Origin of the sequence: Caballeronia sp. ATUFL_F1_KS4A (genome assembly GCF_023630905.1) — a bacterium.
GTDB classification, from domain to species: Bacteria; Pseudomonadota; Gammaproteobacteria; order Burkholderiales; family Burkholderiaceae; genus Caballeronia; species Caballeronia zhejiangensis.
On record NZ_JALQEB010000015.1, the window covers coordinates 1 to 21,492 of the forward strand.

The 21,492-nt window shown below is 61.7% G+C and carries 28 protein-coding genes and 1 tRNA gene; 1 reads left to right on the forward strand and 28 read right to left on the reverse strand.

Translation table 11 applies throughout. The annotated features are described in order from the left end of the window. Positions 1-270: 270 nt before the first annotated feature. From NCS03_RS12455 to NCS03_RS12485, 7 genes are all read right to left on the reverse strand, one after another. A tRNA-Thr gene (locus NCS03_RS12455) sits at positions 271-346 on the reverse strand. A gap of 18 nt (positions 347-364) precedes the next feature. Next, a complete protein-coding gene (locus tag NCS03_RS12460; protein WP_008344157.1) occupies positions 365-847 on the reverse strand; it encodes a ClpXP protease specificity-enhancing factor in 483 nt (160 codons plus the stop codon). Between the two features lie 62 nt (positions 848-909). Continuing rightward, a complete protein-coding gene (locus tag NCS03_RS12465; protein WP_008344155.1) occupies positions 910-1,521 on the reverse strand; it encodes a glutathione S-transferase N-terminal domain-containing protein in 612 nt (203 codons plus the stop codon). A gap of 93 nt (positions 1,522-1,614) precedes the next feature. Further along, entirely contained in the window at positions 1,615-2,370 is a 756-nt protein-coding gene (locus NCS03_RS12470) for a cytochrome c1 (RefSeq protein WP_175983059.1), read from the reverse strand. A gap of 23 nt (positions 2,371-2,393) precedes the next feature. Beyond that, entirely contained in the window at positions 2,394-3,776 is a 1,383-nt protein-coding gene (locus tag NCS03_RS12475) for a cytochrome b (RefSeq protein ID WP_250435251.1), read from the reverse strand. Further along, the gene (gene petA / locus NCS03_RS12480) at positions 3,777-4,397 is read right to left on the reverse strand and encodes a ubiquinol-cytochrome c reductase iron-sulfur subunit (RefSeq protein ID WP_008344151.1); all 621 of its coding nucleotides are present in this window, start codon (positions 4,395-4,397) and stop codon (positions 3,777-3,779) included. It abuts the gene before it with no gap. 218 nt (positions 4,398-4,615) lie between these two features. Next, the gene (locus NCS03_RS12485; protein ID WP_008344150.1) at positions 4,616-5,362 is read right to left on the reverse strand and encodes a Nif3-like dinuclear metal center hexameric protein; all 747 of its coding nucleotides are present in this window, start codon (positions 5,360-5,362) and stop codon (positions 4,616-4,618) included. Positions 5,363-5,382: 20 nt separating this feature from the next. Here NCS03_RS12485 and NCS03_RS12490 point away from each other — a divergent pair, with 20 nt between their 5' ends. Beyond that, complete coding sequence (locus NCS03_RS12490) at positions 5,383-6,600, forward strand: S1C family serine protease (protein WP_008344149.1); 1,218 nt, start codon at positions 5,383-5,385, stop codon at positions 6,598-6,600. 97 nt (positions 6,601-6,697) lie between these two features. On the opposite strand, the gene tatC is transcribed toward NCS03_RS12490, so the two are convergent. The 21 genes from tatC to NCS03_RS12595 all read right to left on the reverse strand — a co-directional run bounded on the left by tatC (position 6,698) and on the right by NCS03_RS12595 (position 21,410). Then, positions 6,698-7,474, reverse strand: a complete 777-nt coding sequence (tatC, locus tag NCS03_RS12495; RefSeq protein ID WP_008344148.1) for a twin-arginine translocase subunit TatC — start codon at positions 7,472-7,474, stop codon at positions 6,698-6,700. A gap of 44 nt (positions 7,475-7,518) precedes the next feature. Then, the gene (tatB, locus tag NCS03_RS12500; RefSeq protein ID WP_008344147.1) at positions 7,519-8,046 is read right to left on the reverse strand and encodes a Sec-independent protein translocase protein TatB; all 528 of its coding nucleotides are present in this window, start codon (positions 8,044-8,046) and stop codon (positions 7,519-7,521) included. Positions 8,047-8,082: 36 nt separating this feature from the next. Continuing rightward, positions 8,083-8,319, reverse strand: a complete 237-nt coding sequence (gene tatA / locus NCS03_RS12505) for a Sec-independent protein translocase subunit TatA (RefSeq protein WP_008344146.1) — start codon at positions 8,317-8,319, stop codon at positions 8,083-8,085. Between the two features lie 155 nt (positions 8,320-8,474). Beyond that, on the reverse strand, positions 8,475-8,837 hold the full coding sequence (locus NCS03_RS12510) for a histidine triad nucleotide-binding protein (protein WP_008344145.1): 363 nt from the start codon (positions 8,835-8,837) through the stop codon (positions 8,475-8,477). A gap of 30 nt (positions 8,838-8,867) precedes the next feature. Next, positions 8,868-9,260 (reverse strand): DUF4870 family protein, encoded by a 393-nt coding sequence (locus NCS03_RS12515; protein ID WP_008344144.1) that lies wholly within the window; start codon positions 9,258-9,260, stop codon positions 8,868-8,870. 32 nt (positions 9,261-9,292) lie between these two features. Then, positions 9,293-9,661 (reverse strand): phosphoribosyl-ATP diphosphatase, encoded by a 369-nt coding sequence (locus tag NCS03_RS12520; RefSeq protein WP_008344143.1) that lies wholly within the window; start codon positions 9,659-9,661, stop codon positions 9,293-9,295. Then, positions 9,658-10,050, reverse strand: a complete 393-nt coding sequence (gene hisI, locus NCS03_RS12525; RefSeq protein ID WP_174447750.1) for a phosphoribosyl-AMP cyclohydrolase — start codon at positions 10,048-10,050, stop codon at positions 9,658-9,660. Before hisI ends, NCS03_RS12520 begins: the two co-directional genes overlap by 4 nt. 16 nt (positions 10,051-10,066) lie before the next feature. Then, positions 10,067-10,840 carry an imidazole glycerol phosphate synthase subunit HisF gene (gene hisF / locus NCS03_RS12530; protein WP_250480707.1) on the reverse strand — a complete coding sequence of 258 codons (774 nt, stop codon included), beginning with the start codon at positions 10,838-10,840 and terminating at the stop codon, positions 10,067-10,069. A 77-nt stretch (positions 10,841-10,917) separates the two neighbouring features. After that, on the reverse strand, positions 10,918-11,670 hold the full coding sequence (gene hisA, locus NCS03_RS12535; protein WP_008344140.1) for a 1-(5-phosphoribosyl)-5-[(5-phosphoribosylamino)methylideneamino]imidazole-4-carboxamide isomerase: 753 nt from the start codon (positions 11,668-11,670) through the stop codon (positions 10,918-10,920). A 152-nt stretch (positions 11,671-11,822) separates the two neighbouring features. Next, positions 11,823-12,464, reverse strand: coding sequence for an imidazole glycerol phosphate synthase subunit HisH (gene hisH, locus NCS03_RS12540; protein WP_008344139.1), 642 nt, complete (start codon positions 12,462-12,464; stop codon positions 11,823-11,825). After that, positions 12,461-13,081, reverse strand: a complete 621-nt coding sequence (locus NCS03_RS12545; protein ID WP_008344137.1) for a YchE family NAAT transporter — start codon at positions 13,079-13,081, stop codon at positions 12,461-12,463. The genes hisH and NCS03_RS12545 overlap by 4 nt, the downstream gene beginning before the upstream one ends. Positions 13,082-13,122: 41 nt before the next feature. Beyond that, positions 13,123-13,710, reverse strand: a complete 588-nt coding sequence (gene hisB, locus NCS03_RS12550; RefSeq protein ID WP_008344136.1) for an imidazoleglycerol-phosphate dehydratase HisB — start codon at positions 13,708-13,710, stop codon at positions 13,123-13,125. A 16-nt stretch (positions 13,711-13,726) separates the two neighbouring features. Then, positions 13,727-14,803, reverse strand: a complete 1,077-nt coding sequence (gene hisC, locus NCS03_RS12555; protein ID WP_175983057.1) for a histidinol-phosphate transaminase — start codon at positions 14,801-14,803, stop codon at positions 13,727-13,729. 75 nt (positions 14,804-14,878) lie between these two features. Further along, positions 14,879-16,201 carry a histidinol dehydrogenase gene (hisD, locus tag NCS03_RS12560; protein ID WP_008344133.1) on the reverse strand — a complete coding sequence of 441 codons (1,323 nt, stop codon included), beginning with the start codon at positions 16,199-16,201 and terminating at the stop codon, positions 14,879-14,881. A gap of 46 nt (positions 16,202-16,247) precedes the next feature. After that, positions 16,248-16,940 (reverse strand): ATP phosphoribosyltransferase, encoded by a 693-nt coding sequence (gene hisG / locus NCS03_RS12565; protein ID WP_008344130.1) that lies wholly within the window; start codon positions 16,938-16,940, stop codon positions 16,248-16,250. Beyond that, on the reverse strand, positions 16,937-18,208 hold the full coding sequence (murA, locus tag NCS03_RS12570) for a UDP-N-acetylglucosamine 1-carboxyvinyltransferase (protein WP_008344128.1): 1,272 nt from the start codon (positions 18,206-18,208) through the stop codon (positions 16,937-16,939). Before murA ends, hisG begins: the two co-directional genes overlap by 4 nt. Before the next feature lie 151 nt (positions 18,209-18,359). Further along, the gene (locus tag NCS03_RS12575) at positions 18,360-18,599 is read right to left on the reverse strand and encodes a BolA family protein (RefSeq protein ID WP_008344127.1); all 240 of its coding nucleotides are present in this window, start codon (positions 18,597-18,599) and stop codon (positions 18,360-18,362) included. 20 nt (positions 18,600-18,619) lie between these two features. Next, positions 18,620-19,375, reverse strand: coding sequence for an ABC transporter permease (locus tag NCS03_RS12580; RefSeq protein ID WP_008344126.1), 756 nt, complete (start codon positions 19,373-19,375; stop codon positions 18,620-18,622). After that, positions 19,372-20,298, reverse strand: coding sequence for an ABC transporter ATP-binding protein (locus tag NCS03_RS12585; protein WP_008344124.1), 927 nt, complete (start codon positions 20,296-20,298; stop codon positions 19,372-19,374). Before NCS03_RS12585 ends, NCS03_RS12580 begins: the two co-directional genes overlap by 4 nt. 198 nt (positions 20,299-20,496) lie before the next feature. Then, positions 20,497-20,784 (reverse strand): STAS domain-containing protein, encoded by a 288-nt coding sequence (locus NCS03_RS12590; protein ID WP_081851876.1) that lies wholly within the window; start codon positions 20,782-20,784, stop codon positions 20,497-20,499. Continuing rightward, the gene (locus NCS03_RS12595; RefSeq protein ID WP_008344118.1) at positions 20,781-21,410 is read right to left on the reverse strand and encodes an MlaC/ttg2D family ABC transporter substrate-binding protein; all 630 of its coding nucleotides are present in this window, start codon (positions 21,408-21,410) and stop codon (positions 20,781-20,783) included. Before NCS03_RS12595 ends, NCS03_RS12590 begins: the two co-directional genes overlap by 4 nt. Between the last annotated feature and the right edge of the window lie 82 nt (positions 21,411-21,492).

The following is a 21,492-nucleotide window of genomic DNA, read 5'->3' on the forward strand; positions in this document are numbered from 1 at the left end:
CTATCGCCGATTCCAAAGAACCAGCCGCACTCGCCATCAAGCGCCCACACTTATCGGCTGTTAGTTTTTAAAGAGCACATCGCAAGACAAGCCTTACTTCAACTTCCGTCTTGCGTCGCTGCATCAGCAGCAGAGAAACGAGATTATGAAGAACGCTTCGGTTCGTGTCAACAAGTTTTTGAAACGTTTCTTATCGATTCGACCTACTCGTCTTACCGACTCAAAGCAAACGGGTCGTGCGGACATCGCACGACCCGTCGACATAAGTCTTGGTGCCGGCTGCAGGACTCGAACCCGCCACCTGATGATTACAAATCAACTGCTCTACCAGATGAGCTAAGCCGGCGAAGCACGGAATTCTACTTCATTTAACGACTTTGAGGTGAGACCTCGCAGGCGATTTCGAATCGTCATCCGCTGCAGTTTGCGCATCCTCTTTCGGCGCGGTGTCTGCGGGTTCCTCGATCTGCCGCGTATCGCGCTCGGCCGATCGCGCGCCGACGGGAGCGCTCGTCAAATCCGAGCCGGAATGCGACTGCTCGACCGGGAACGCCATCCCCTGTCCGTTCTCGCGTGCGTAGATAGCGAGCACGTTCGCGACCTGCACTTCGATCTTGTGTGACTTGCCGGAGAAACGCGCGCTGAACTCGATCCACTCGTTGCCCATCTGCAACTGGCTCGTCGCCTCGAAACTGATGTTCAACACGATCTCGTCGTTGCGGACGAACTGGCGCGGCACGCGCGTAGCCGCATCGACCCGAACGGCGATGTGAGGCGTAAAACCATTGTCCGTGCACCATTCGTACAGTGCGCGCAACAAATACGGCTTGGTGGAAATCTCTTGCATCAACTTTCCTCTGTCGGAATGCGGCCGCGCAACGCGCGCCGCCGCGTCCCAACGCACTCAAACTATCGACGCATCACCTTTTCGGAAGGCGTCAGCGCTTCAATATAGGCCGGACGGCTGAAAATCCGCTCGGCGTACTTCATCAACGGTGCTGCGTTCTTCGACAGTTCGATGCCGTAGTGATCCAGACGCCACAGCAGCGGCGCAATCGCGACGTCGAGCATCGAGAACTCCTCTCCCAGCATGTACTTGTTCTTCAGGAAGATCGGGGCGAGCTGCGTGAGGCGATCGCGGATCGCGCTGCGCGCCTTCTCGTGATTCTTCTCGGCGGCCTTGCCCTTTTCGTTTTCCAGCGTGCCGACGTGAACGAACAGTTCCTTTTCGAAGTTCAGCAGGAACAGGCGTGCGCGGGCGCGCTGCACCGGATCGGCCGGCATGAGTTGCGGATGCGGGAAACGCTCGTCGATATATTCGTTAATGATATTCGACTCGTACAGGATCAGGTCGCGCTCGACGAGGATCGGGACCTGTCCGTAAGGGTTCATCACCGCGATGTCTTCCGGCTTGTTGAACAGGTCAACGTCGCGAATCTCGAAATCCATGCCCTTTTCGAACAACACCAGCCGGCAGCGCTGGGAGAAGGGGCAAGTAGTGCCGGAATACAGAACCATCATGTTTTTAAAGTTCCTTCAGTAAACTCGAAGGGCCGGCCGCGGCGTTTCCTCGCGGAAAACGCCGTCGCGCCGACCCACGCCTTCGAAGGCGCGCTATTTGATATCTTTCCAGTATGCCGCGTTCAGGCGCCACGCGAGGAAGCTCAAGAACGCCAGGAACAGCAAAACCCAGACGCCGAGCCGCTTGCGCGTCTGCTGCGCGGGTTCCGCCATCCACGACATGTACGAAACGAGATCGGCCACAGTTGAATCATAATCCACGGACGACATGGCACCAGGTGTAACCTGAGTGTAACCGACGAATCTTCGTACCTTTTCGCCCGTCTTTTCGTCCGTATCGGTCTCGAATTTCGCGTCCCGGACGCCTTGGAGCGTCCAAAGCACGTGCGGCATGCCGACGTTTTCGTAGACGCGATTATTCCAGCCGGTCGGCCGCGTCGGATCGTGATAGAAACTCCGCAGGTACGTGTAGAGCCAGTCCCTGCCGCGCGCCCGCGCTTCGACGGACAGATCCGGCGGCGACGCACCGAACCACGCTTTCGCATCTTCCGGGCGCATCGCGATCGACATCGTGTTGCCGACCTTGTCCGTCGTAAAGAGCAGATTCTCTCGAATCTGCTTCTCGCTGATGCCGATATCGGTCAGCCGGTTGTACCGCATCAACGTCGCGCTGTGGCAATTCAGGCAGTAGTTTACAAAAACTTGTGCGCCGTGCTGCAAGGACGCGAGATTGTCCGAACTGTCGGGCGCCCGATCGAGCACCGCTTCTTCCTGCGCGAACGCCGGCGGTGCGCTGAACGAGAGCATCGCCGCACCGATCATCGCTATTGTAGAGAGCCATTTTTTCATCGTATTCGTCTCCGGACGTGCGCTCAGTGAGGTTTGTAGTGCACTCGCTCAGGCGGCGTCTTGAATTTGCCGCGCGGCGTCCAGAAAGGCATGCCGAGGAAGAACGCGAAGTAGATCAGCGCGCAGATCTGCGCGATCAGCGTCGCGGCCGGCGATGGCGGTCGCGTGCCCAGGAAGCCGAGCATCAGGAACGCGAACACGAATATCGCGTAGAAGACCTTGTGAAAGAGCGGCCGATAGCGAATCGACTTCACCGGACTGCGGTCCAGCCAGGGCAGGAAGAACAGCGACACGACCGCCGTGCCCATCACGACGACGCCCCAGAACTTCGATTCCGTCAGCGCCATGAAAACCAGCACCACCACGGCGAGCACCGGCAGGCCGAGCTTCCATTTCCCGCGCGCCTTGACGAGCGCGAGCACGCCGAGCAGCGCGATCACGATCATCAGCACGATCTTGAACGGATCGGTCGTCGCGCGAAGCATCGCGTAGAACGCGGTGAAGTACCACACCGGCGCGATTTCCGGCGGCGTCTGCAACGGATTGGCCGGCACGAAGTTGTTGGCTTCGAGGAAATAGCCGCCCATTTCCGGCGCGAAAAAGATGATCGCCGCGAAGATCAGCAGGAACACGCACACGCCCATGAAGTCGTGCACCGAGTAGTACGGATGAAACGGAATGCCGTCGAGCGGAATGCCGTTCGCGTCCTTCTTCGCCTTGATCTCGACGCCGTCCGGATTATTCGAGCCGACTTCGTGCAGCGCGACGAGGTGCGCGACCACGAGTCCGATCAGCACGAGCGGAATCGCGATGACATGGAACGCGAAGAAGCGGTTCAGCGTGACATCGGAAACGACGTAATCGCCGCGAATCCACAGCGACAGATCCGGACCGATGAACGGAATCGCCGAGAACAGGTTGACGATCACCTGCGCGCCCCAGAACGACATCTGCCCCCACGGCAGCAGATAGCCGAAGAACGCTTCGGCCATGAGGCACAGGAAGATCGCGCAACCGAAGATCCACACGAGTTCGCGCGGCTTGCGATACGACCCGTACATCAGCCCGCGGAACATGTGCAGATACACGACGACGAAGAACATCGACGCGCCCGTCGAATGCATGTAGCGAATGAGCCAGCCCCACGGCACCTCGCGCATGATGTACTCGACCGAGGCGAACGCGAGCGTCGCATCGGGCTTGTAGTTCATCGTGAGGAAAATACCGGTGACGATCTGATTCACCAGCACCAGCAACGCGAGCGAGCCGAAGAAGTACCAGAAGTTGAAGTTCTTCGGCGCGTAATACTCGGATACGTGTTTCTTCCAGGTCGAGGTCAGCGGAAACCGGCGATCGATCCAACCGGTCAGGCCCGTTGTCTCTACTTCCTTGTCTGCGGTCGCCATTTACGCCTCTCCCTTTTCGTCCTTGCCGATCACGAGTTGCGTCGCGGAAGTGAACATGAACGGTGGAATGTCCAGGTTCTGCGGCGCGGGCTTGTTCTTGAAGACGCGGCCGGCCATGTCATAGGTCGAGCCGTGGCACGGGCAAAGGAAGCCGCCCGGCCAGTTATCGGGGAGATTGGGTTGGGGACCCTCGGTGAAACGCGGCGTCGGCGTGCAGCCCAGATGCGTGCACACGGCAACCGCCACGAAAATGTTCTTGTGATCCGCGCGCGAACGATACTCGTTGTTGCAGTACTCCGGCAACGGCATCGAGAATTCCATCTTCGACTTCGGGTCGGCTACTTCGTTGTCGGCCTTCTTGACGTCGGCCAGCATTTCGTCGGTGCGATTCACGATCCACACCGGCTTGCCGCGCCAGGCGACGGTCATCATGTCGCCCGGCTTCAGTCCGCTGATATCGACCTCGACAGGCGCGCCCGCCGCCTTGGCCTTCTCCGATGGAGCAAACGAACCTACAAAGGGAACTACGGTTGCCACTGCTCCGAAACCACCTGCTGCGGTCGTCGCAATCAGCCAGGTACGGCGGCCGCCGTCGACGCGTTTTTCATCCTTGTCTCGCATCACACGCCCCACTTCTGAGTTGGATTTATACCGTCACATCAGTTGTTCCGCCGTTAGTGTGCGCGAATGGAGTTGGCATTTACAAGGGCTGACTAGCAAAAATCACTCGAAGTGATTGATGCTTCAGGGTTTTCCCCACGTTTTTCGCGCAACATCGTGAAGCGTTCATTTAAGGCAACCGCAAGCGCAGATAATCGCGCCCACAGCTTAATCGGTCATTAAACCGGATTATCGATATCGATAAAAAGATGCTCGATATCGAATTGCTCGGACAGATGCGCGCCCACGGCCTGCACGCCGTAGCGCTCCGTCGCGTGATGCCCGGCCGCGATGTACGCCACGCCCGATTCCGCCGCGATATGCATGGTTTGCTCCGAGACTTCGCCGCTCAGATACACGTCCGCGCCCGCCGCGATGGCCTCTTCGAAGTAACCTTGTGCGCCGCCCGTGCACCACGCCACGCGGCGCAATTCCTTGTCTGTGTCGCCGAACACGAGCGGCTTCCTGCCGAGCGCGTTCTCGACCATCGCGCTGAAGTGCTCGAGCGGGAGCGGCATGCCGAGCGTCGCGATCCAGCCGAGATCCTGATTCGCGAAGCGCGCGTCCGCGATCAGTCCGAGGCGTGCGCCGATCTGCGCGTTGTTGCCGAGTTCCGGATGCGAGTCGAGCGGAAGATGGTAGGCGAAGAGATTGATGTCGTTGGCAATCAGCGTGCGCAATCTTCGATGCTTGCGCCCGGTGATCTGCGGCGCCTCATTGCGCCAGAAGTAGCCGTGATGCACGAGCACCGTGTCCGCGCCCCACTCCAGCGCGGCTTCGAGAAAGGCTTGCGAGGCGGTCACGCCGGTTGCGATCTTCTGCACGCGGCGCGCGCCTTCAACCTGCAGACCGTTCGGGCAATAGTCCTTGAAGCGGCCGATTTCCAGCAGATTGTTCAGATACAATTCGAGTTCGATCCGATCCATGAATTCCTCTATCCCTTCAAATGCTTAGACGCTTCTGGCTATTTTTTGCCCAAGCGGTCACCGTGCTTTTGGCCCTGATGTTCATCATCGCGACCTTGAAGCCGCAGTGGCTTCAACGTCAGGGTCAATTCGGCAAGCAGCTTGCCGAGCCGATCGTCGCGTTGCAGGAAGTGGCGCCGAGCATCGGCTCGCGCCCCGTTCAGTCGTCCTTTTCGGAAGGCGCGCAAAAGGCGATGCCGGCCGTCGTGAACGTGTTCTCCAGCAAGGACGGCAATCTGCCGCCCGACCCGCGCGCGAAAGACCCGCTGTTCCGCTACTTCTTCGGCGACAAGAACAAGCGCAAGAGCGACGAGCCGCCCGCGTCGAATCTCGGCTCCGGTGTCATCGTCAGCTCGGAAGGTTACATTCTAACGAACCAGCATGTCGTCGACGGGGCGGATCAAATCGAAGTCGCGCTCGCCGATGGTCGCACGTCCAGCGCGAAAGTGATCGGCGTCGATCCGGAAACCGACCTCGCCGTGCTGAAGATCAACATGACCAACCTGCCGACCATCACGCTCGGGCGAATGGATCAGACGCGCGTCGGCGATGTCGTGCTCGCGATCGGCAATCCGTTCGGCGTCGGCCAGACGGTCACGATGGGCATCGTCAGCGCGCTCGGGCGCAATCACCTCGGCATCAACACGTTCGAGAACTTCATCCAGACCGACGCCGCCATCAACCCCGGCAATTCGGGCGGTGCGCTGGTCGACGTGAACGGCAACCTGCTGGGCATCAACACGGCGATCTATTCGCGCAGCGGCGGCTCGCTCGGCATCGGCTTCGCGATTCCCGTGTCGACCGCGCGCAGCGTGCTGGAAAGCATCATCACGACGGGCAGCGTGACGCGCGGCTGGATCGGCGTCGAACCGCAGGACGTGACGCCGGAGATCGCCGAATCGTTCGGGCTGGATCAGAAGTCCGGCGCGATTGTCGCGGGCGTGCTGCAGGGCGGCCCGGCGGACAAGGCGGGCATCAAGCCGGGCGATATCCTCGTGTCGATCAACGACGACACGATCACCGACACGACGCGCCTGCTCAACGTCGTCGCGCAGATCAAGCCGGGCACGTCGGTGAAGGTCCATCTGATGCGCAAGAACAAGGAACTGGATCTCAACGTGATGATCGGCAAGCGCCCCGCGCCGCCGCGCGCACCGCAAATGCCGGATGACGATCAAGGCGATCAGGGCGACGAGTAAAACGCGACGTCCGTAAAACGAAAAGGCAGCTTCGATCGCTCGAAGCTGCCTTTTTCTTATCTCGAACACTCGCTCTGGCGCGACAATACGCCGCACTTTACTCCGCCGCCGGCTCCTCGTTCTTGACCTGTTCCTTGCCGACGACGAGCCGCGCCGCGATGATCCCCGCTTCATAAAGAATGACGAGGGGAATCGCGAGAATGAGTTGCGAGAAAACGTCGGGCGGCGTGACGACCGCGGAAATGATGAACGCGCCGACGATCACGTAAGGACGAATCTGCTTGAGCTTCTGAATCGAGACGACGCCCATGCGCGCAAGCAGCACGACGACGATCGGCACCTCGAACGTCACGCCGAACGCGATGAACATCGTCAGCACGAAGCTCAGGTAATTGTCGATATCCGTGGTCATCTCCGCGCCGAGCGGCGCGTTGTAGTGCGCCATCACGCGGAAGATGGTCGGGAACACGACGAAGTACGCGAACGCCATGCCGCACAGAAAAAGCGTATAGCTGCTGAAAACGAGCGGCCCGACGAGCTTCTTTTCATGCTGATACAAACCCGGCGCGACGAACGCCCAGACCTGATACAGCACGAAGGGCAGCGCGATCACGAAGGCGACGAGCATCGTGACTTTCATCGGCACGAAGAACGAGCCGGTGACGTCCGTGACGATCATCTTGCCGTCCGCGGGCAGGTTCTGCATCAGCGGACGCGCCAGCAGCTTGAAGATGTCCGGCGCCCAATACACAAGCGCGATGAACACGACGATGACCGATGCGCCCGCGCGGATGATGCGGTCGCGCAATTCGACCAGATGCGAAATGAACGTCTCTTCGACGGGCTCTTCTTTAGTGTGTTGCGGGTCGCTCACGCCGGCCCTCGGTAGAAATCATCGATGAAGGAATCGCGGCACGCTCAGAAGAACTTCGTCTGCCGGCGCAGGGTGGCGGGCGTGTGGCGAGCGACGCGCGCCGCGCCCGATTGAACCCGCGTGCGACGCGAGGTCGTGCGCTTGTACCAGTTGGGAATCGCCGCCTGCTTCACGCGCCAGTTCTTGCGCCGGGTCGACGTCGATGAAGACGTAGCGGCCCAGGGCTTGTCCGACGCGGCGCTGTCCGCTGAATCAGCGCCGCCAGCGATGCTCGGCGCGACCGACGTGCCGTCTTTCCAGGCATCGTTCAGCTCGGATTCGTGGCGCTTCAGCGTGTCGTGAATCGTCGATTCGACATTCGACGCCGCGTTTTCGAACTCGGTCCGCATTTTCTTCAGCTCATCGAGTTCCATCTCGCGCGCGACTTCCGATTTGACGTCGTTGATATAGCGCTGCGCGCGCCCGAAGAGCGCCCCCGCCGTACGTGCGACGCCGGGCAGGCGCTCCGGCCCGAGGACCACCAGCGCCACGACGCCGATGACCGCCATTTTGGTCAGACCGAGATCGAGCATTGAACGAAAAGTGGAGAGTTACCGTCGGCAGACGGATCAGCGATAGTCGCCCGAGCGCGACTTGTCTTTCGCCTCGACGTCCACGGCGCCGTTACGCGGCAGTTCGCGTTGATCGGCCGAATTCGCCGGCGTGTCGCCCTCGCGCATGCCTTCCTTGAAGCCCTTCACCGCACCGCCCAGATCGCCGCCGATATTGCGCAGCTTCTTCGTGCCGAACACGAGCGCCACGATCAGCAGAACGATCAACCAATGCCAAATGCTTAACGAACCCATGAATGAAAACTCTCCGTGATTCCGCCCCGATTTGGGTACCGATGACGGAAGATCGGCCTGGCGGCCCCGGCCGAGGCACGTCGCCTCGGCTCAACTATCGATTTTGCTCGCCCAATATTTCATTGGAAAGGAGAATGCAAACAAAGATTGCAGCATTACCCCATTCGGCGCCACGGGCGCTCGCCGGCCAACAAATGCGCGTGGATGTGATACACCTCTTGCCCGCCGCCCGGACCGGTATTGATTACCGTTCGAAAGCCGGTGTCGCCTCCCGTGTAGGAGACACCCAGATCTTTCGCCAACCGTCCGACGAGACTCACCATTCTACCAAGTAGCGGACTGTCACTTTCTGTGCAGTGGGAAAGTGTTTCAATATGTTTGCGCGGAATGACCAGCACGTGCACCGGCGCGGCAGGATTGATGTCGTTGAAGGCGACGAACTCATCGTCCTCATAGACCTTCGTGCTCGGCAGTTGCCCGGAAGCGATCTTGCAGAAAATGCAGTTGTCTTGACTCATTGAGTTGCCGGATTTCGTTGACGGATGTGATCAAAACCACGCGCGCGGTTCGATCGGCTTGTTCTCGTAGAGAAACAGCCAGCCTTTGATGATGCGATAAAGCGTCCAGATGCTGACCGCACCGAGAATCAGAAAGCCGATGCCGATCCAAATCGTCGCGAAACCGATCACGTGGCCCAGCACCGCCCACCAGAAGGTGCGGATCTGCCAGGTGAAGTGATCTTCGTACGGCGTGCCCGCCGCATCGCCGCGCTTGATGTAGTTGAGGATGATCGCGACCAGTCCCGTGAGACCGCCGGTCAGCCAATAGACGGCGTACAAGCCGTACAGAACATGCGTGAACGTGCGCATGTTGCGCAGGCGTTCGGGATCGTTCGCGTTCTGAACGACGGGCGGCGGATAGGGTTCATATTGCCGGTTCATTCGTGCCCTCCTTCGCTGATGCCAGACGCTCGTCAGCCGCCGTTCTGCTCACGCTCGCGCGACTTGCGCAGCGCCTTTTCCTCGATTCCCGACAGACCTTCGCGACGTTCCAGTTCCGCGACCACGTCGGCGGGGCTCAGATCGAAATGGGACAGCATGACGAGACAATGAAACCACAGATCGGCGACTTCGCCGACGAGCGCCTTCGGCGCGCCGCCATGACGGGCGTCCTTCGCGGCAAGCACGACTTCCGTCGCTTCCTCGCCGATCTTCTTCAGGACCGCATCGTCGCCCTTGTGAAAGAGTCGGGAAACGTAAGATTGTTCCGGATCGCCGCCCTTGCGACTGTCGATGACCGAGGCGAGGCGCAGCAGCGTGTCCAGCGTATTGGCTTGCGTCATTTGTAGATGCTTTCTGGGTCTTTCAGGACCGGCTCGACGGCGACCCACTCGCCGTTCTCCGCCGTGCCTTCGAATTTCTGGAAAAAACAGGAATGGCGGCCGGTGTGGCACGCGATGCCCGAAACCTGCTCGACCTTGAGCAGCACGACGTCTTCGTCGCAATCGAGGCGCACGTCGTGAACGTGCTGAACGTGGCCCGACTCTTCCCCCTTGAACCACAGGCGCTGCCGCGAGCGCGAGAAATACACCGCGCGCTTCAGTTCGATGGTCTTTGCGAGCGCCTCGCGATTCATCCACGCGAACATGAGCACGTCGTTGGTCGATGCTTCCTGCGCGATCACCGGCACGAGGCCGTTCGCGTCCCACTTGACTTTGTCGAGCCAGATCATCTGATCGCTCACGGTTTCAAGTCCTCACCGAAATGCCGTGATCGGCCATGAAGCGCTTCGCTTCGCCGACGGTGTGCTCGCCGTAGTGGAAGATGCTCGCGGCAAGCACCGCGTCCGCGTGACCTTCGACGATGCCATCCGCCAGATGCTGCAACGATCCGACGCCGCCCGACGCGATCACCGGCACCGGCACCGCGTCCGACACGGCGCGCGTCAACGCGAGATCGAAGCCGGCTTTGGTGCCGTCACGATCCATGCTGGTGAGCAGGATTTCGCCCGCGCCGAATTCGGCCATCTTGCGCGCCCATTCGATCGCGTCGATGCGCGTCGCCTTGCGGCCGCCGTGCGTGAAGACTTCCCAGCGCGGCGTTTCGCCTTCGGCCGACACGCGTTTCGCATCGATCGCGACGACGATGCACTGCGAGCCGTGCTTGTCCGACGCGTCGCGCACGAGTTGCGGATTCGCGACCGCCGACGAATTCATGCTGATCTTGTCCGCGCCCGCGTTGAGCAGACGCCGCACGTCTTCGACCGCGCGCACGCCGCCGCCGACCGTCAGCGGAATGAACACCTGCGACGCCACCGATTCGATGATCGGCAGAATGAGATCGCGTTGATCGGAAGTCGCGGTGATATCGAGGAACGTGAGTTCGTCGGCGCCCTGATCGTCGTAACGCCGCGCGATTTCGACGGGATCGCCCGCGTCGCGCAGTTCGACGAAATTGACGCCCTTCACGACGCGGCCGGCGGTTACGTCGAGACAGGGAATGATGCGTTTTGCGAGAGCCATGTTCTTGCCACTTACGGAGTAAGGGCGGCGCCGCGGCCGCCCGGAGTGCTGCTCAGATGTGCTCGCGCTCGGGCGTATCAGGCGCCGTCGGCCTCGCGCAGCGCGTCGGCGCGGGTCTGGGCGGCCTTGAAATCGAGATCGCCGGAGTAGATCGCGCGGCCGCAGATCACGCCTTCGATGCCTTCGTCCTCGACTTCGCAGAGCGATTCGATGTCCGCGATGCTCGACAGCCCGCCGCTCGCAATCACCGGAATCTTCACCGCCCGCGCGAGACGCACGGTTGCTTCGAGGTTGAGGCCCTGAAGCATGCCGTCACGGCCGATGTCCGTGTAGATGATCGATTCGCAGCCGTAGTCTTCGAACTTGCGGCCGAGATCGACGACCTCGTGACCGGTGAGCTTGCTCCAGCCGTCCGTCGCGACCTTGCCGTCCTTCGCGTCCAGTCCGACGATGATGTGTCCCCCGAACGCGCTGCACGCGTCCTGCAGGAAGCCCGGATTCTTCACCGCCGCCGTGCCGATGATGATGTACGACAGGCCGTCGTCCAGATAGCGCTCGATGGTTTCCAGATCGCGGATGCCGCCGCCCAACTGCACGGGAATCTCGCTGCCGACTTCATCGAGGATCGCGCGGATCGCGTCGCCGTTTCTGGGCTTGCCGGCGAACGCGCCGTTCAGATCGACCAGATGCAATCGCCGTGCGCCGCGATCGACCCAATGTCGGGCCATGGCCGCCGGATCCTCTGAAAAAATGGTCGCCTGGTCCATATCGCCCTGCTTGAGGCGCACGCACTGACCGTCCTTAAGATCGATGGCCGGAATGAGCAGCATAGGTATCGCGTATTTTCTGGGTGAAGTTGATCAAAACGGCGCGCGTGCGGTCTTTCGTGCCTGTGCCGCGGGCCGTCTCGCTAGTGTAGTACAAGTCTTGCAACGGTCATGCGCCCGTAGTAATAGGCGAAAACGCTAGCGGGCACGGTATTTCACGGGTTCCAGTGCACGAAATTGCGATAGAGACGCAATCCTGCGTCCGCGCTCTTTTCGGGGTGGAATTGGGTGGCGAAGATATTGTCGCGCGCCACCGCCGACGTGAACGCGCTGCCGTACACGGTTTCGCCGGATGTGTGAGCCGGATTGTCCGGCACCACGTAGTAGCTGTGGACGAAGTAGAAGAACGCGCCGTCCGCGACGCCGTCCCAGACCGGATGCGCCTGTGTCTGACGCACGCGATTCCAGCCCATTTGCGGCACCTTGAAGCGCGAGCCGTCGTCCTGCAGCAGACCGTCGAGCTGGAAGCGCACGACCTTGCCGGGCAGAAGACCGAGGCCCTTCGTGTCGCCTTCCTCGCTCCAGTCGAAGAGCATCTGCTCGCCGACGCACACGCCGAGCATCGGCTTTTCGCGCGCCGCCTGCATCACCGCTTCCTGCAAACCGGATTCGGCGAGATGCCCCATGCAGTCGCGCATCGCGCCCTGGCCCGGCAGCACGACGCGATCCGCCGCGTGAATGCCTTGCGGCTGATCGACGATCGCCACGTTCGCTTCGGGTGCAGCCTTCTTCAGCGCCTGGTAGACCGAGCGCAGGTTGCCCATTCCGTAATCAACAATCGCAATCGAAGTATTCATTTCAAAGATGGCATCAAGGCCTTCAACCCGTCGACGATGAACTCCACCGCCAATGCGGACAACATCAAACCCATGAGACGCGTGCCGATGTTGATTCCCGTGCGCCCGACGACGCGCGCGATCGGCTCTGCGAGATTCAGCGCGCCGAAGCACAGCCCCGCGATGATCGCGCCCAGCACGACGAGCCCGAAGCGGTCGTACCAGTGTTGCGCATTCGCAGCATAGACGATCACCGTGCTGATCGAGCCGGGACCGGTAAGCAGCGGAATCGCGAGCGGCACGACCGCGATGCTATTGCGCTCCTCGGCTTCCATGCGTTCTTCCGGCGTCGAACGCGCATTGCCGACCTGCGCGTTCAACATGCTGATCGCCATGAGCAGCATGATGATGCCGCCGCCCACTTCGAACGACCCGACCGAAATCCCGAAGAACGCGATGATCTGCTGGCCGAGCAGCGCCGTCACCGCGATCACGCAGAAGACTGAAATCGAAGCGACGCGAATCGTGTTGCGTCTTTCGAGATCGGATTGCTGCGAGGTCAGGCTGAGAAAAAACGGTATCGCGCCGATCGGGTTGATCAGCGCGAGCAATGAGATAAACGACTTGAACAAATCCATCTTTTTTCCGGCGCAGCAACGCGCCGAACCGGTCAGTCGGCTTAGAGACTGCCTTTGGTCGACGGAATCTGCCCCGCCGCGCGCTCGTCGACTTCGCACGCCATGCGCAGCGCGCGGCCGAACGCCTTGAACACGGTTTCGACCTGATGATGCGCGTTGATGCCGCGCAGGTTGTCGATATGCAGCGTCACGCCGGCGTGATTCACGAATCCGCGGAAGAATTCGATGGTCAGATCGACGTCGAACGTGCCGATGCGCGCGCGCGTGAACGGCACATGGAACTCGAGCCCCGGACGCCCCGAAAAATCGATGACGACGCGCGACAGCGCTTCGTCGAGCGGTACGTACGAATGCCCGTAACGGCGAATGCCCTTGCGGTCGCCGATGGCCTTCGCGATGGCCATTCCGAGCGTGATGCCGGTGTCTTCTACCGTATGGTGATCGTCGATATGGAGGTCGCCATGCGCTTCGATGTCGAGATCGATGAGCCCGTGACGGGCAATCTGGTCGAGCATGTGATCGAGGAACGGGACGCCGGTGGCGAGCTTCTGCTTGCCGGTGCCGTCCAGATCGAGCTTCACACGGATCTGCGTTTCGCTGGTGTTGCGAACGACTTCCGCAATACGCATGGTGATTCCTTGAGACTTAATCGAGAGTGGGGAGCTTCTTGAGCGCGGCGATCATTTGCGCGTTTTCTTCGGCAGAGCCGACCGTCAAACGCACGCAGTTAGCCAGCAATGGGTGCATTTTACCCACGTTTTTTACCAAAACCCGCGAAGTCAGAAGGGTTTCGAAAGCAACGGCGGCGTCCGGAACGCGCACGAGCAGGAAATTGCCCGCGCTCGGGAATACCGTCATGCCGGGCAGCGCCGCCACTTCGCGTGCGAGTTTCGTGCGTTGCGCGCGCAGTTCGGCCGCTTGAGCGTCGAGCACGTCGAGGTGATCGAGCAGGAAATCGGCCGTGGCCTGCGTCAGCACGTTGATGTTGTACGGCGGGCGCACTTTGTCGAACTGCGTGATCCACGAGGGGCGGCCCGCCATGTAGCCGAGACGGATGCCCGCGAGCCCGAGCTTCGAGACAGTCCGCATCACGACGACGTTGTCGAACTCCGCCGCGCGCGGCATCCAGCTTTTTTCGGCGAACGGCTGATACGCCTCGTCGATCACGACGAGACTCTTCTTCGACGCGGCGATCACGCGTTCGATGTCGGCGTCGTCGTAGAGCGTGCCGGTCGGGTTGTTCGGATACGCCAGATACACGAGCGCCGGCGCGTGCTCATCGATGGCGGCGACGAGCGCGTCGGCGTCGAGCGTGAAGTCGGCCTTCAGCGGCACACCGATGAACTCGAGATGCGCGAATTTCGCCGACATTTCGTACATCACGAAGCCCGGCACCGGAGCGACGACCTTCGCGCCCGGCTTCGAGCACGCGACCGACATCATGCTGATGAGCTCGTCCGAACCGTTGCCGAGCAGCACGTCGCAGGCGTCGGGCACGTTCATGGTGCGCTTGATCTTGGCGAGCAATTCCGCCGGACGCGGCGCGGGATAACGGTTCAGCGCGACGCCCGCGAGATGCTCGCCCAATGCTTTGGCGAGGTCGGCGGGCAGCGTGTAGGGATTTTCCATCGCGTCGAGCTTGATGAGGCCCGTGGCATCGGGCACGGGATAGCTCGTCATCGCGAGGACGTCGGGTCGGATGATGTCTTGTGATGTCGTCATGTTTTCCCGGCGTCTCTCTCGCCGGTTCGGGTGGCGGCTCTCAGGCCGCCTCGTTCATTCGGGCCGGTTTTCGCTTCAGCCGACTTTTTTCATCCGGTATTCGGCGCTCTTCGCGTGCGCCTGCAGGCCTTCGCCGTACGCCAGTTCCGCCGCGATTTCGCCGAGCGTCTGCGCGCCGTCCGCGCTCACTTCGATCACGCTCGAACGCTTCATGAAGTCGTAGACGCCGAGCGGCGACGAGAAGCGCGCGGTGCGCGACGTCGGCAATACGTGGTTCGGGCCCGCGCAGTAATCGCCGAGGCTTTCGCTCGTGTAGCGGCCGAGGAACATCGCGCCTGCGTTGTGAATTTGCGCGGCCCACTGATGCGGATCGAGCGCGGAAATCTCAAGATGCTCCGGCGCGATATCGTTGGCGATCGCGCACGCCTCGGCCATGTCCTTCACCTTGATGAGCGCGCCGCGATCTTCGAGCGAGCGCTGGATGACGTCGCGACGCGGCATCGCCGGCAGCAGCTCGACGATCGCGTCTTCCACGCGCTGGATGAAGTCGTCGTCCGGGCACAGCAGAATGGATTGCGCGAGTTCGTCGTGCTCGGCCTGCGAGAAGAGGTCCATCGCGACCCAGCGCGGATCGGTGGTGGCGTCGCAGATCACGAGAATTTCGGACGGCCCCGCGATCATGTCGATGCCGACCGTACCGAACACGCGCCGCTTCGCCGACGCGACATACGCGTTACCCGGACCGCAAATCTTGTCGACGGCAGGCACGCTTTGCGTGCCGTACGCGAGCGCGGCCACCGCTTGCGCGCCGCCGATCGTGAACACGCGATCCACGCCGCCGAGCAGCGCCGCCGCGAGCACCAGCGGATTCTTCACGCCATCGGGCGTCGGCACGACCATCACGATTTCCTTCACGCCCGCCACGCGCGCCGGAATCGCGTTCATCAGCACGGACGACGGATACGCCGCCTTGCCGCCCGGCACATAGATGCCCGCGCGATCGAGCGGCGTGACCTTCTGGCCGAGCACGGTGCCGTCGGCTTCGGTGTAGTGCCAGCTATGGCTGCCGCATTCGATGCGCTGCTTCTCGTGATAGCCGCGCACGCGCGCCGCCGCCGCTTCGAGCGCCGCGCGGCGCTTCGGTTCGAGCCCTTCGAGCGCGGCTTCCATCTCCGAGAGCGGCAGTTCGAGCGCCGCGACGCTGTCCGCCTTCAGACGATCGAACTTGTTGGTGTATTCGAGCACGGCTTCGTCGCCGCGCGCCTTCACGTCCGCGAGAATCTGCGCGACCGAGCGCTCGATCGCCTCATCCTCGCTCGCTTCGAACGCGAGGACCGCACGCAGCGCCTTCTGGAAACCGTCGGCGCTGGAATCGAGTTTGCGAATCTTGATAGACATGCTGGTTTTCCGTTTTGCTGTTGGCGCGCCGCGTCGTGCGGCCCGCCTAATTTCCCTTGCTGACCGTCGCGCGCTCGAACGCGTCGAGGAACGGCTTGAGCGCCGCGCGCTTCAGCTTCAGCGCCGCCTGATTCACGACGAGGCGCGAGGAAATCTGCATGATCTCTTCGACTTCGACGAGATTGTTCGCCCGCAGCGTGCCGCCCGAGCTGACCAGATCGACGATCGCATCGGCCAGGCCGACGAGCGGCGCGAGTTCCATCGATCCGTACAGCTTGATCAGATCGACGTGCACGCCCTTCGCCGCGAAATGCTGACGCGCGGTTTCCGTGTACTTCGTCGCGACCTTCAGACGCGCGCCCTGGCGCACCGCGCTCGCATAGTCGAAACCGTTCTTCACGGCCACCGACATACGGCAGCGCGCGATATCGAGATCGACCGGCTGATACAGGCCGCTGCCGCCGTGCTCGATCAGCACGTCCTTACCCGCGACGCCGAAATCGGCCGCGCCGTACTCGACGTAAGTCGGCACATCGGTCGCGCGCACGATGATCACGCGCAGATTCGGATTCGTCGTCGGAAGGATCAGTTTGCGCGAGCTTTCCGGATCTTCGGCCACCTGCACGCCCGCGGCGGCGAGCAGCGGCAGCGTCTCCTCGAAGATACGCCCTTTCGACAACGCGAGCGTGAGGGGCGCGCTCGGCTGCACCGACGACGACGTCTGCGGCAGCGAACTCATTGCTCGCTCCCGCTGCCCTTGATGCGGCGCACGTTCGCGCCGACCGCCGTCAGCTTCGATTCCATGCGGTCGTAGCCGCGATCCAGATGGTAGATGCGGTCGATCAGCGTTTCGCCGTCCGCGCACATCGCCGCGATCACGAGACTCGCCGACGCGCGCAGATCGGTCGCCATGACCTTCGCGCCGGACAGCTTCTCGACGCCGGCGATGAGCGCCGTGTTGCCGTCGATGGTGATGCTCGCGCCCAGACGATTCAGCTCCTGAACGTGCATGAAGCGGTTCTCGAAGATCGTCTCGACGACTTGCGACGTGCCCTTCGCGATCGTGTTGAGCGCCATGAACTGCGCCTGCATGTCGGTCGGGAACGCGGGGTATTCGGACGTGCGGATATTCACCGCTTCGGCGCGCTTGCCCATACGCACGCGCATCCAGTCGTCGCCTTCCTCGATCGTCACGCCGGCTTCGCGCAGCTTCGCCGTCACGGCGTCGAGCAGATGCGAGCTCACGCGACGCAGCGTGACGTCGCCGCCCGCGGCCGCGACCGCGCACAGGAACGTGCCCGCTTCAATGCGGTCCGGCACGACGTCGTGCTTCGCGCCGTGCAGCTTGTCGACGCCCTGAATCACGAGACGGTCGGTGCCGATGCCGTCGATCTTCGCGCCCATCTTCACGAGCAGATGCGCGAGGTCGCTCACTTCGGGTTCGCGCGCGGCGTTCTCGATGACCGTCTCGCCGTCGGCCAGCACCGCCGCCATCAGCAGGTTCTCGGTGCCGGTGACGGTGATCATGTCGGTGATGATGCGCGCGCCCTTCAGACGCTTCGCGCGCGCTTCGATGAAGCCGTGCTCGATGTTGATCTCGGCGCCCATCGCCTGCAGGCCCTTGATGTGCTGATCGACCGGACGCGCGCCGATCGCGCAGCCGCCGGGCAGCGACACCTTCGCTTCGCCGAAGCGCGCGACGAGCGGACCGAGCACGAGAATCGACGCGCGCATCGTCTTGACCATTTCGTACGGCGCGACGAGCTTGTCGACCTTCGACGCGTTGAGGTTCACGCGCCCGTCGCCGGACACTTCGGACTGCACGCCCATCTGGCGCAACAGCTTGACCATCGTGCGAACGTCCTGAAGATTCGGCACGTTCGACAGATGGACGTCGTCGGCGGTGAGAAGGCTTGCGCAAAGAATCGGCAGCGCCGCGTTCTTCGCACCCGAAACGGTGATTTCGCCGGAGAGCTTCGCGCCTCCCGTGATGACCAGTTTATCCATGGCTTGTCCTTCGACCGAGCTGCCTGCGGTGCCCTTTTCAGCGCCGCCGTTGTCTTGAATGAATCGCACTCTTTACTGCCTTTGTCTTTCCGGTGATGCCGGTGTTACGTGTGTTGAGTCGTATGACCTGATTTGGCTTCGCCGGGTGGACTCAGGCCGATTTCCACTCGTCGGGGGTCAGGGTCTTCATGCTGAGTGCATGAATCTCCTGTTTCATGCGCTCGCCGAGCGCCGCATAAACCAGTTGATGACGCGCGATCAGCCGCTTGCCGACGAACGCGTCGCTCACGATGGTCGCGAAAAAATGCTGGCCATCGCCCTCCACTTCCAAATGCTGGCAAGCGAGGCCTTTGGCGATGTAATCCTTCACCTGCTCCGGAGTCGGCAACATGGTGGAAGTCTCCTTGAGAATTAGTGACGCAGCTTGTAGCCGCTCGCGAGCAGTCGCACGGCGATCAACGCCAGCACGGCCAAAAATCCGCCGACGATGCCGAGGCTCATCAACGGATTCACGTCGGACAGGCCGAAGAAGCCATAGCGAAAGCCGTCGATCATGTAGAAGAACGGGTTCAGATGCGACACCGCGCGCCACACGGGCGGCAGCGTATGTGTCGAGTAGAACACGCCTGAAAGAAACGTGAGCGGCATGATGAGGAAGTTCTGGAACGCGGCCAGCTGGTCGAACTTGTCGGCCCAGATGCCCGCGATCAGACCCAGCGTGCCGAGAATGCCCGAACCGAGGATCGCGAACGCAATGATGTAGAGCGGCGCGGAAAACGACATCGGGATGAACCATATCGTCACGACGAACACGCCGAAGCCGACGCACAGGCCGCGCACGACCGACGCCAGCACATACGCAAAGAACATCTCCCAATGCGCGATCGGCGGCAGCAGCACGAACACCAGATTGCCGGTGATCTTCGACTGGATCAGCGACGACGAACTGTTCGCGAACGCGTTCTGCAGCACGCTCATCATCACGAGGCCGGGCACGAGAAAACTCGTATAACCGACGCCGGGATACACCTCGACGCGGCCGGAAAGCGCATGACCGAAGATCGTCAGGTACAGAAGCGCCGTCACGATCGGCGCGAGGACCGTCTGAAACGAAACCTTCCAGAAGCGCAGCAGCTCCTTGTAGAACAACGTCTGGAAGCCGCTCATGAAAGTCCCTCGACCACTTCCGGCTCGTTCATCACCTGCACGAACACGTCTTCCAGATCCGCCTTGCGCACTTCGATTTCATCGAACGTGCAGCCGGCCGCGCGGCATTTCGCGAGAATCGGCTCGACGTCGTCATAGCTCGCGAGACGCAGCAGATGTTGCGCGCCCATCACCGCGTGCGGATCGACTTCGAGCGCGCGCAAGTCCGCCGGCAACGCGCCGTTCGACAGACGCAGATACAGTTGCATGCCTGAAAAGCGCTGCAGCAGCGTGCTCGTGCGTTCGAGGGCGACGACTTCGCCGCGACGAAGCATCGCGAGCCGATGACACAGCGACTCGGCTTCTTCGAGATAGTGCGTCGTCAGGACGATCGTGTGGCCCTCGCGATTCAGGCGCGAGATGAATTTCCAGAGTGTCTGACGCAGTTCGACATCGACGCCGGCGGTGGGCTCGTCGAGCACGATCACCGGCGGCCGATGCACGAGCGCCTGCGCCACGAGCACGCGGCGCTTCATCCCGCCGGAGAGGGCGCGCGTGTTGACGTCGGCTTTCTCGGTGAGATCGAGATTGGCCATGACCTCGTCGATCCAGTCGTCGTTGTTGCGCAAGCCGAAATAGCCCGACTGGATGCGCAACGACTCGCGCACGGTGAAGAACGGATCGAACACCAGTTCCTGCGGCACGACGCCGAGCGCACGGCGCGCGGCCCGGAAGTCGCTGACGACATCGTGACCACGCACGGAGATCGTGCCGCTATCGGCGCGCGCCAGACCGGCCAGAATGCTGATCAACGTGGTTTTGCCCGCACCGTTGGGGCCGAGCAAGCCGAAGAACTCGCCCTCTTCCACCGTGAGGCTCACGCCTTTGAGCGCCTGGAGATCCTTGTAGCGCTTCCTGACGTTTCGGATTTCTATGGCTGACATGGACAGTGCGCGCGCCTCGTGCGGCCGCGCCTCGATTGTGCGGACTTTCGCCTGACGTTCCCTTCCTCAGACAAAAAGGGCCGGGAGCGGCTGCGAAAAAAACGTTTGATTATAGGGCAAAGCCGTTGGAGCCGACTTCGGAGCGATCCTGATTGCGGCGACGCAGAGCCGCCGCTTCTGCGCGGAGTCAGAACAGGATCAATGTCGGAACGAGAGGAGCGTATCGACGCCATAGGCTCGCGCAAGACTGACGAGCCCGGAAGGAAGATTGACGACGCCGAGCGCGGCGCCGCGCGCGGTGGCTGCGCGCTGCCATGCGAGCAGCACGGCGAGCGCGGAAGAATCGAACTGCGTGAGCGGCGCGCAATCGACTTCGGTCGCGCCCGCAGCGATGCGCGACAGACCCGCTTCGAGCGCGGCCTTCGCGCTCTCGTGGGTCAGCGTCGCGGCCGTCTGAAAACGGCCGCCTGTGGCTGGCGTGCTCACGATGCCTTGCCGCTCGCGAGTTGCTCGTTACGCTGCGTCAGGAACTGCAGCAAGCCGCTCACGCCATTGCGCGAAATCTGCTCGTTGAATTGCTGCTGATACGCCTGGATCAGCCACGCGCCGAGCACGTTGATGTCGTACACGCGCCAGCCTTGCGCCGTCTTGTACAGGCGATAGTCGAGCTCGACCGGCGAGCCGTTGTTCATCACGACCGAGCGGACAACGACGTCGGTGTCGTCCGGATTGGCGCGGAACGGCTTGTATTGAACCGTCTGGTCGCGCACTTGCGCGAGCGCGCCGGAATACGTGCGGATCAGGAGCATCTTGAACTGCTCGACGATCTGCTTCTGCTGTTCGGGCGTCGCCGAATTCCAGTTGCGGCCCATCACGAGACGCGTCGTGCGCGTGAAATCCGTGTACGGCAGGATCTTCTGATTGACGAGCTCGGTGATCTTGTTGATGTCGCCCGAGCGGATCTTCGAGTCCGACTTGATTTCGTCGAGGACTTGTTGCGTGACCGTCTTGATCATCGTGTCGGGCGAGCTCGTATCGACGCTTTGCGCCGACGCTGTGCCACAAAACGCGACGAACATCGCGAAGATGGGGAGAAGCAAGAATTTTTTCATCACGGACCCTGCAAAAGTAGATGCTCCGGTTTGAGCGCGCCGCCCGATTCGAGTTCAGGCGACGCGGCATCCAAAGCGTAAG

Coding starts and splice junctions, on each gene's coding strand:
- NCS03_RS12490 (WP_008344149.1), top strand. CDS start 5,383: ATGCTTAGACGCTTCTGGCTATTTTTTGCCCAAGCGGTCACCGTGCTT.
- NCS03_RS12515 (WP_008344144.1), bottom strand. CDS start 9,260: ATGAACCGGCAATATGAACCCTATCCGCCGCCCGTCGTTCAGAACGCG.
- hisG (WP_008344130.1), bottom strand. CDS start 16,940: ATGAGTTCGCTGCCGCAGACGTCGTCGTCGGTGCAGCCGAGCGCGCCC.
- NCS03_RS12475 (WP_250435251.1), bottom strand. CDS start 3,776: ATGGCGACCGCAGACAAGGAAGTAGAGACAACGGGCCTGACCGGTTGG.
- tatB (WP_008344147.1), bottom strand. CDS start 8,046: ATGCTCGATCTCGGTCTGACCAAAATGGCGGTCATCGGCGTCGTGGCG.
- NCS03_RS12470 (WP_175983059.1), bottom strand. CDS start 2,370: ATGAAAAAATGGCTCTCTACAATAGCGATGATCGGTGCGGCGATGCTC.
- hisI (WP_174447750.1), bottom strand. CDS start 10,050: ATGATCTGGCTCGACAAAGTCAAGTGGGACGCGAACGGCCTCGTGCCG.
- NCS03_RS12520 (WP_008344143.1), bottom strand. CDS start 9,661: ATGACGCAAGCCAATACGCTGGACACGCTGCTGCGCCTCGCCTCGGTC.
- NCS03_RS12465 (WP_008344155.1), bottom strand. CDS start 1,521: ATGATGGTTCTGTATTCCGGCACTACTTGCCCCTTCTCCCAGCGCTGC.
- hisF (WP_250480707.1), bottom strand. CDS start 10,840: ATGGCTCTCGCAAAACGCATCATTCCCTGTCTCGACGTAACCGCCGGC.
- NCS03_RS12585 (WP_008344124.1), bottom strand. CDS start 20,298: ATGTCAGCCATAGAAATCCGAAACGTCAGGAAGCGCTACAAGGATCTC.
- hisH (WP_008344139.1), bottom strand. CDS start 12,464: ATGAATACTTCGATTGCGATTGTTGATTACGGAATGGGCAACCTGCGC.
- NCS03_RS12580 (WP_008344126.1), bottom strand. CDS start 19,375: ATGAGCGGCTTCCAGACGTTGTTCTACAAGGAGCTGCTGCGCTTCTGG.
- NCS03_RS12595 (WP_008344118.1), bottom strand. CDS start 21,410: ATGAAAAAATTCTTGCTTCTCCCCATCTTCGCGATGTTCGTCGCGTTT.
- petA (WP_008344151.1), bottom strand. CDS start 4,397: ATGCGAGACAAGGATGAAAAACGCGTCGACGGCGGCCGCCGTACCTGG.
- hisD (WP_008344133.1), bottom strand. CDS start 16,201: ATGTCTATCAAGATTCGCAAACTCGATTCCAGCGCCGACGGTTTCCAG.
- tatA (WP_008344146.1), bottom strand. CDS start 8,319: ATGGGTTCGTTAAGCATTTGGCATTGGTTGATCGTTCTGCTGATCGTG.
- NCS03_RS12485 (WP_008344150.1), bottom strand. CDS start 5,362: ATGGATCGGATCGAACTCGAATTGTATCTGAACAATCTGCTGGAAATC.
- NCS03_RS12510 (WP_008344145.1), bottom strand. CDS start 8,837: ATGAGTCAAGACAACTGCATTTTCTGCAAGATCGCTTCCGGGCAACTG.
- hisB (WP_008344136.1), bottom strand. CDS start 13,710: ATGCGTATTGCGGAAGTCGTTCGCAACACCAGCGAAACGCAGATCCGT.
- hisA (WP_008344140.1), bottom strand. CDS start 11,670: ATGCTGCTCATTCCGGCCATCGATCTTAAGGACGGTCAGTGCGTGCGC.
- NCS03_RS12460 (WP_008344157.1), bottom strand. CDS start 847: ATGCAAGAGATTTCCACCAAGCCGTATTTGTTGCGCGCACTGTACGAA.
- NCS03_RS12545 (WP_008344137.1), bottom strand. CDS start 13,081: ATGGATTTGTTCAAGTCGTTTATCTCATTGCTCGCGCTGATCAACCCG.
- NCS03_RS12575 (WP_008344127.1), bottom strand. CDS start 18,599: ATGTTGCCGACTCCGGAGCAGGTGAAGGATTACATCGCCAAAGGCCTC.
- hisC (WP_175983057.1), bottom strand. CDS start 14,803: ATGACGACATCACAAGACATCATCCGACCCGACGTCCTCGCGATGACG.
- murA (WP_008344128.1), bottom strand. CDS start 18,208: ATGGATAAACTGGTCATCACGGGAGGCGCGAAGCTCTCCGGCGAAATC.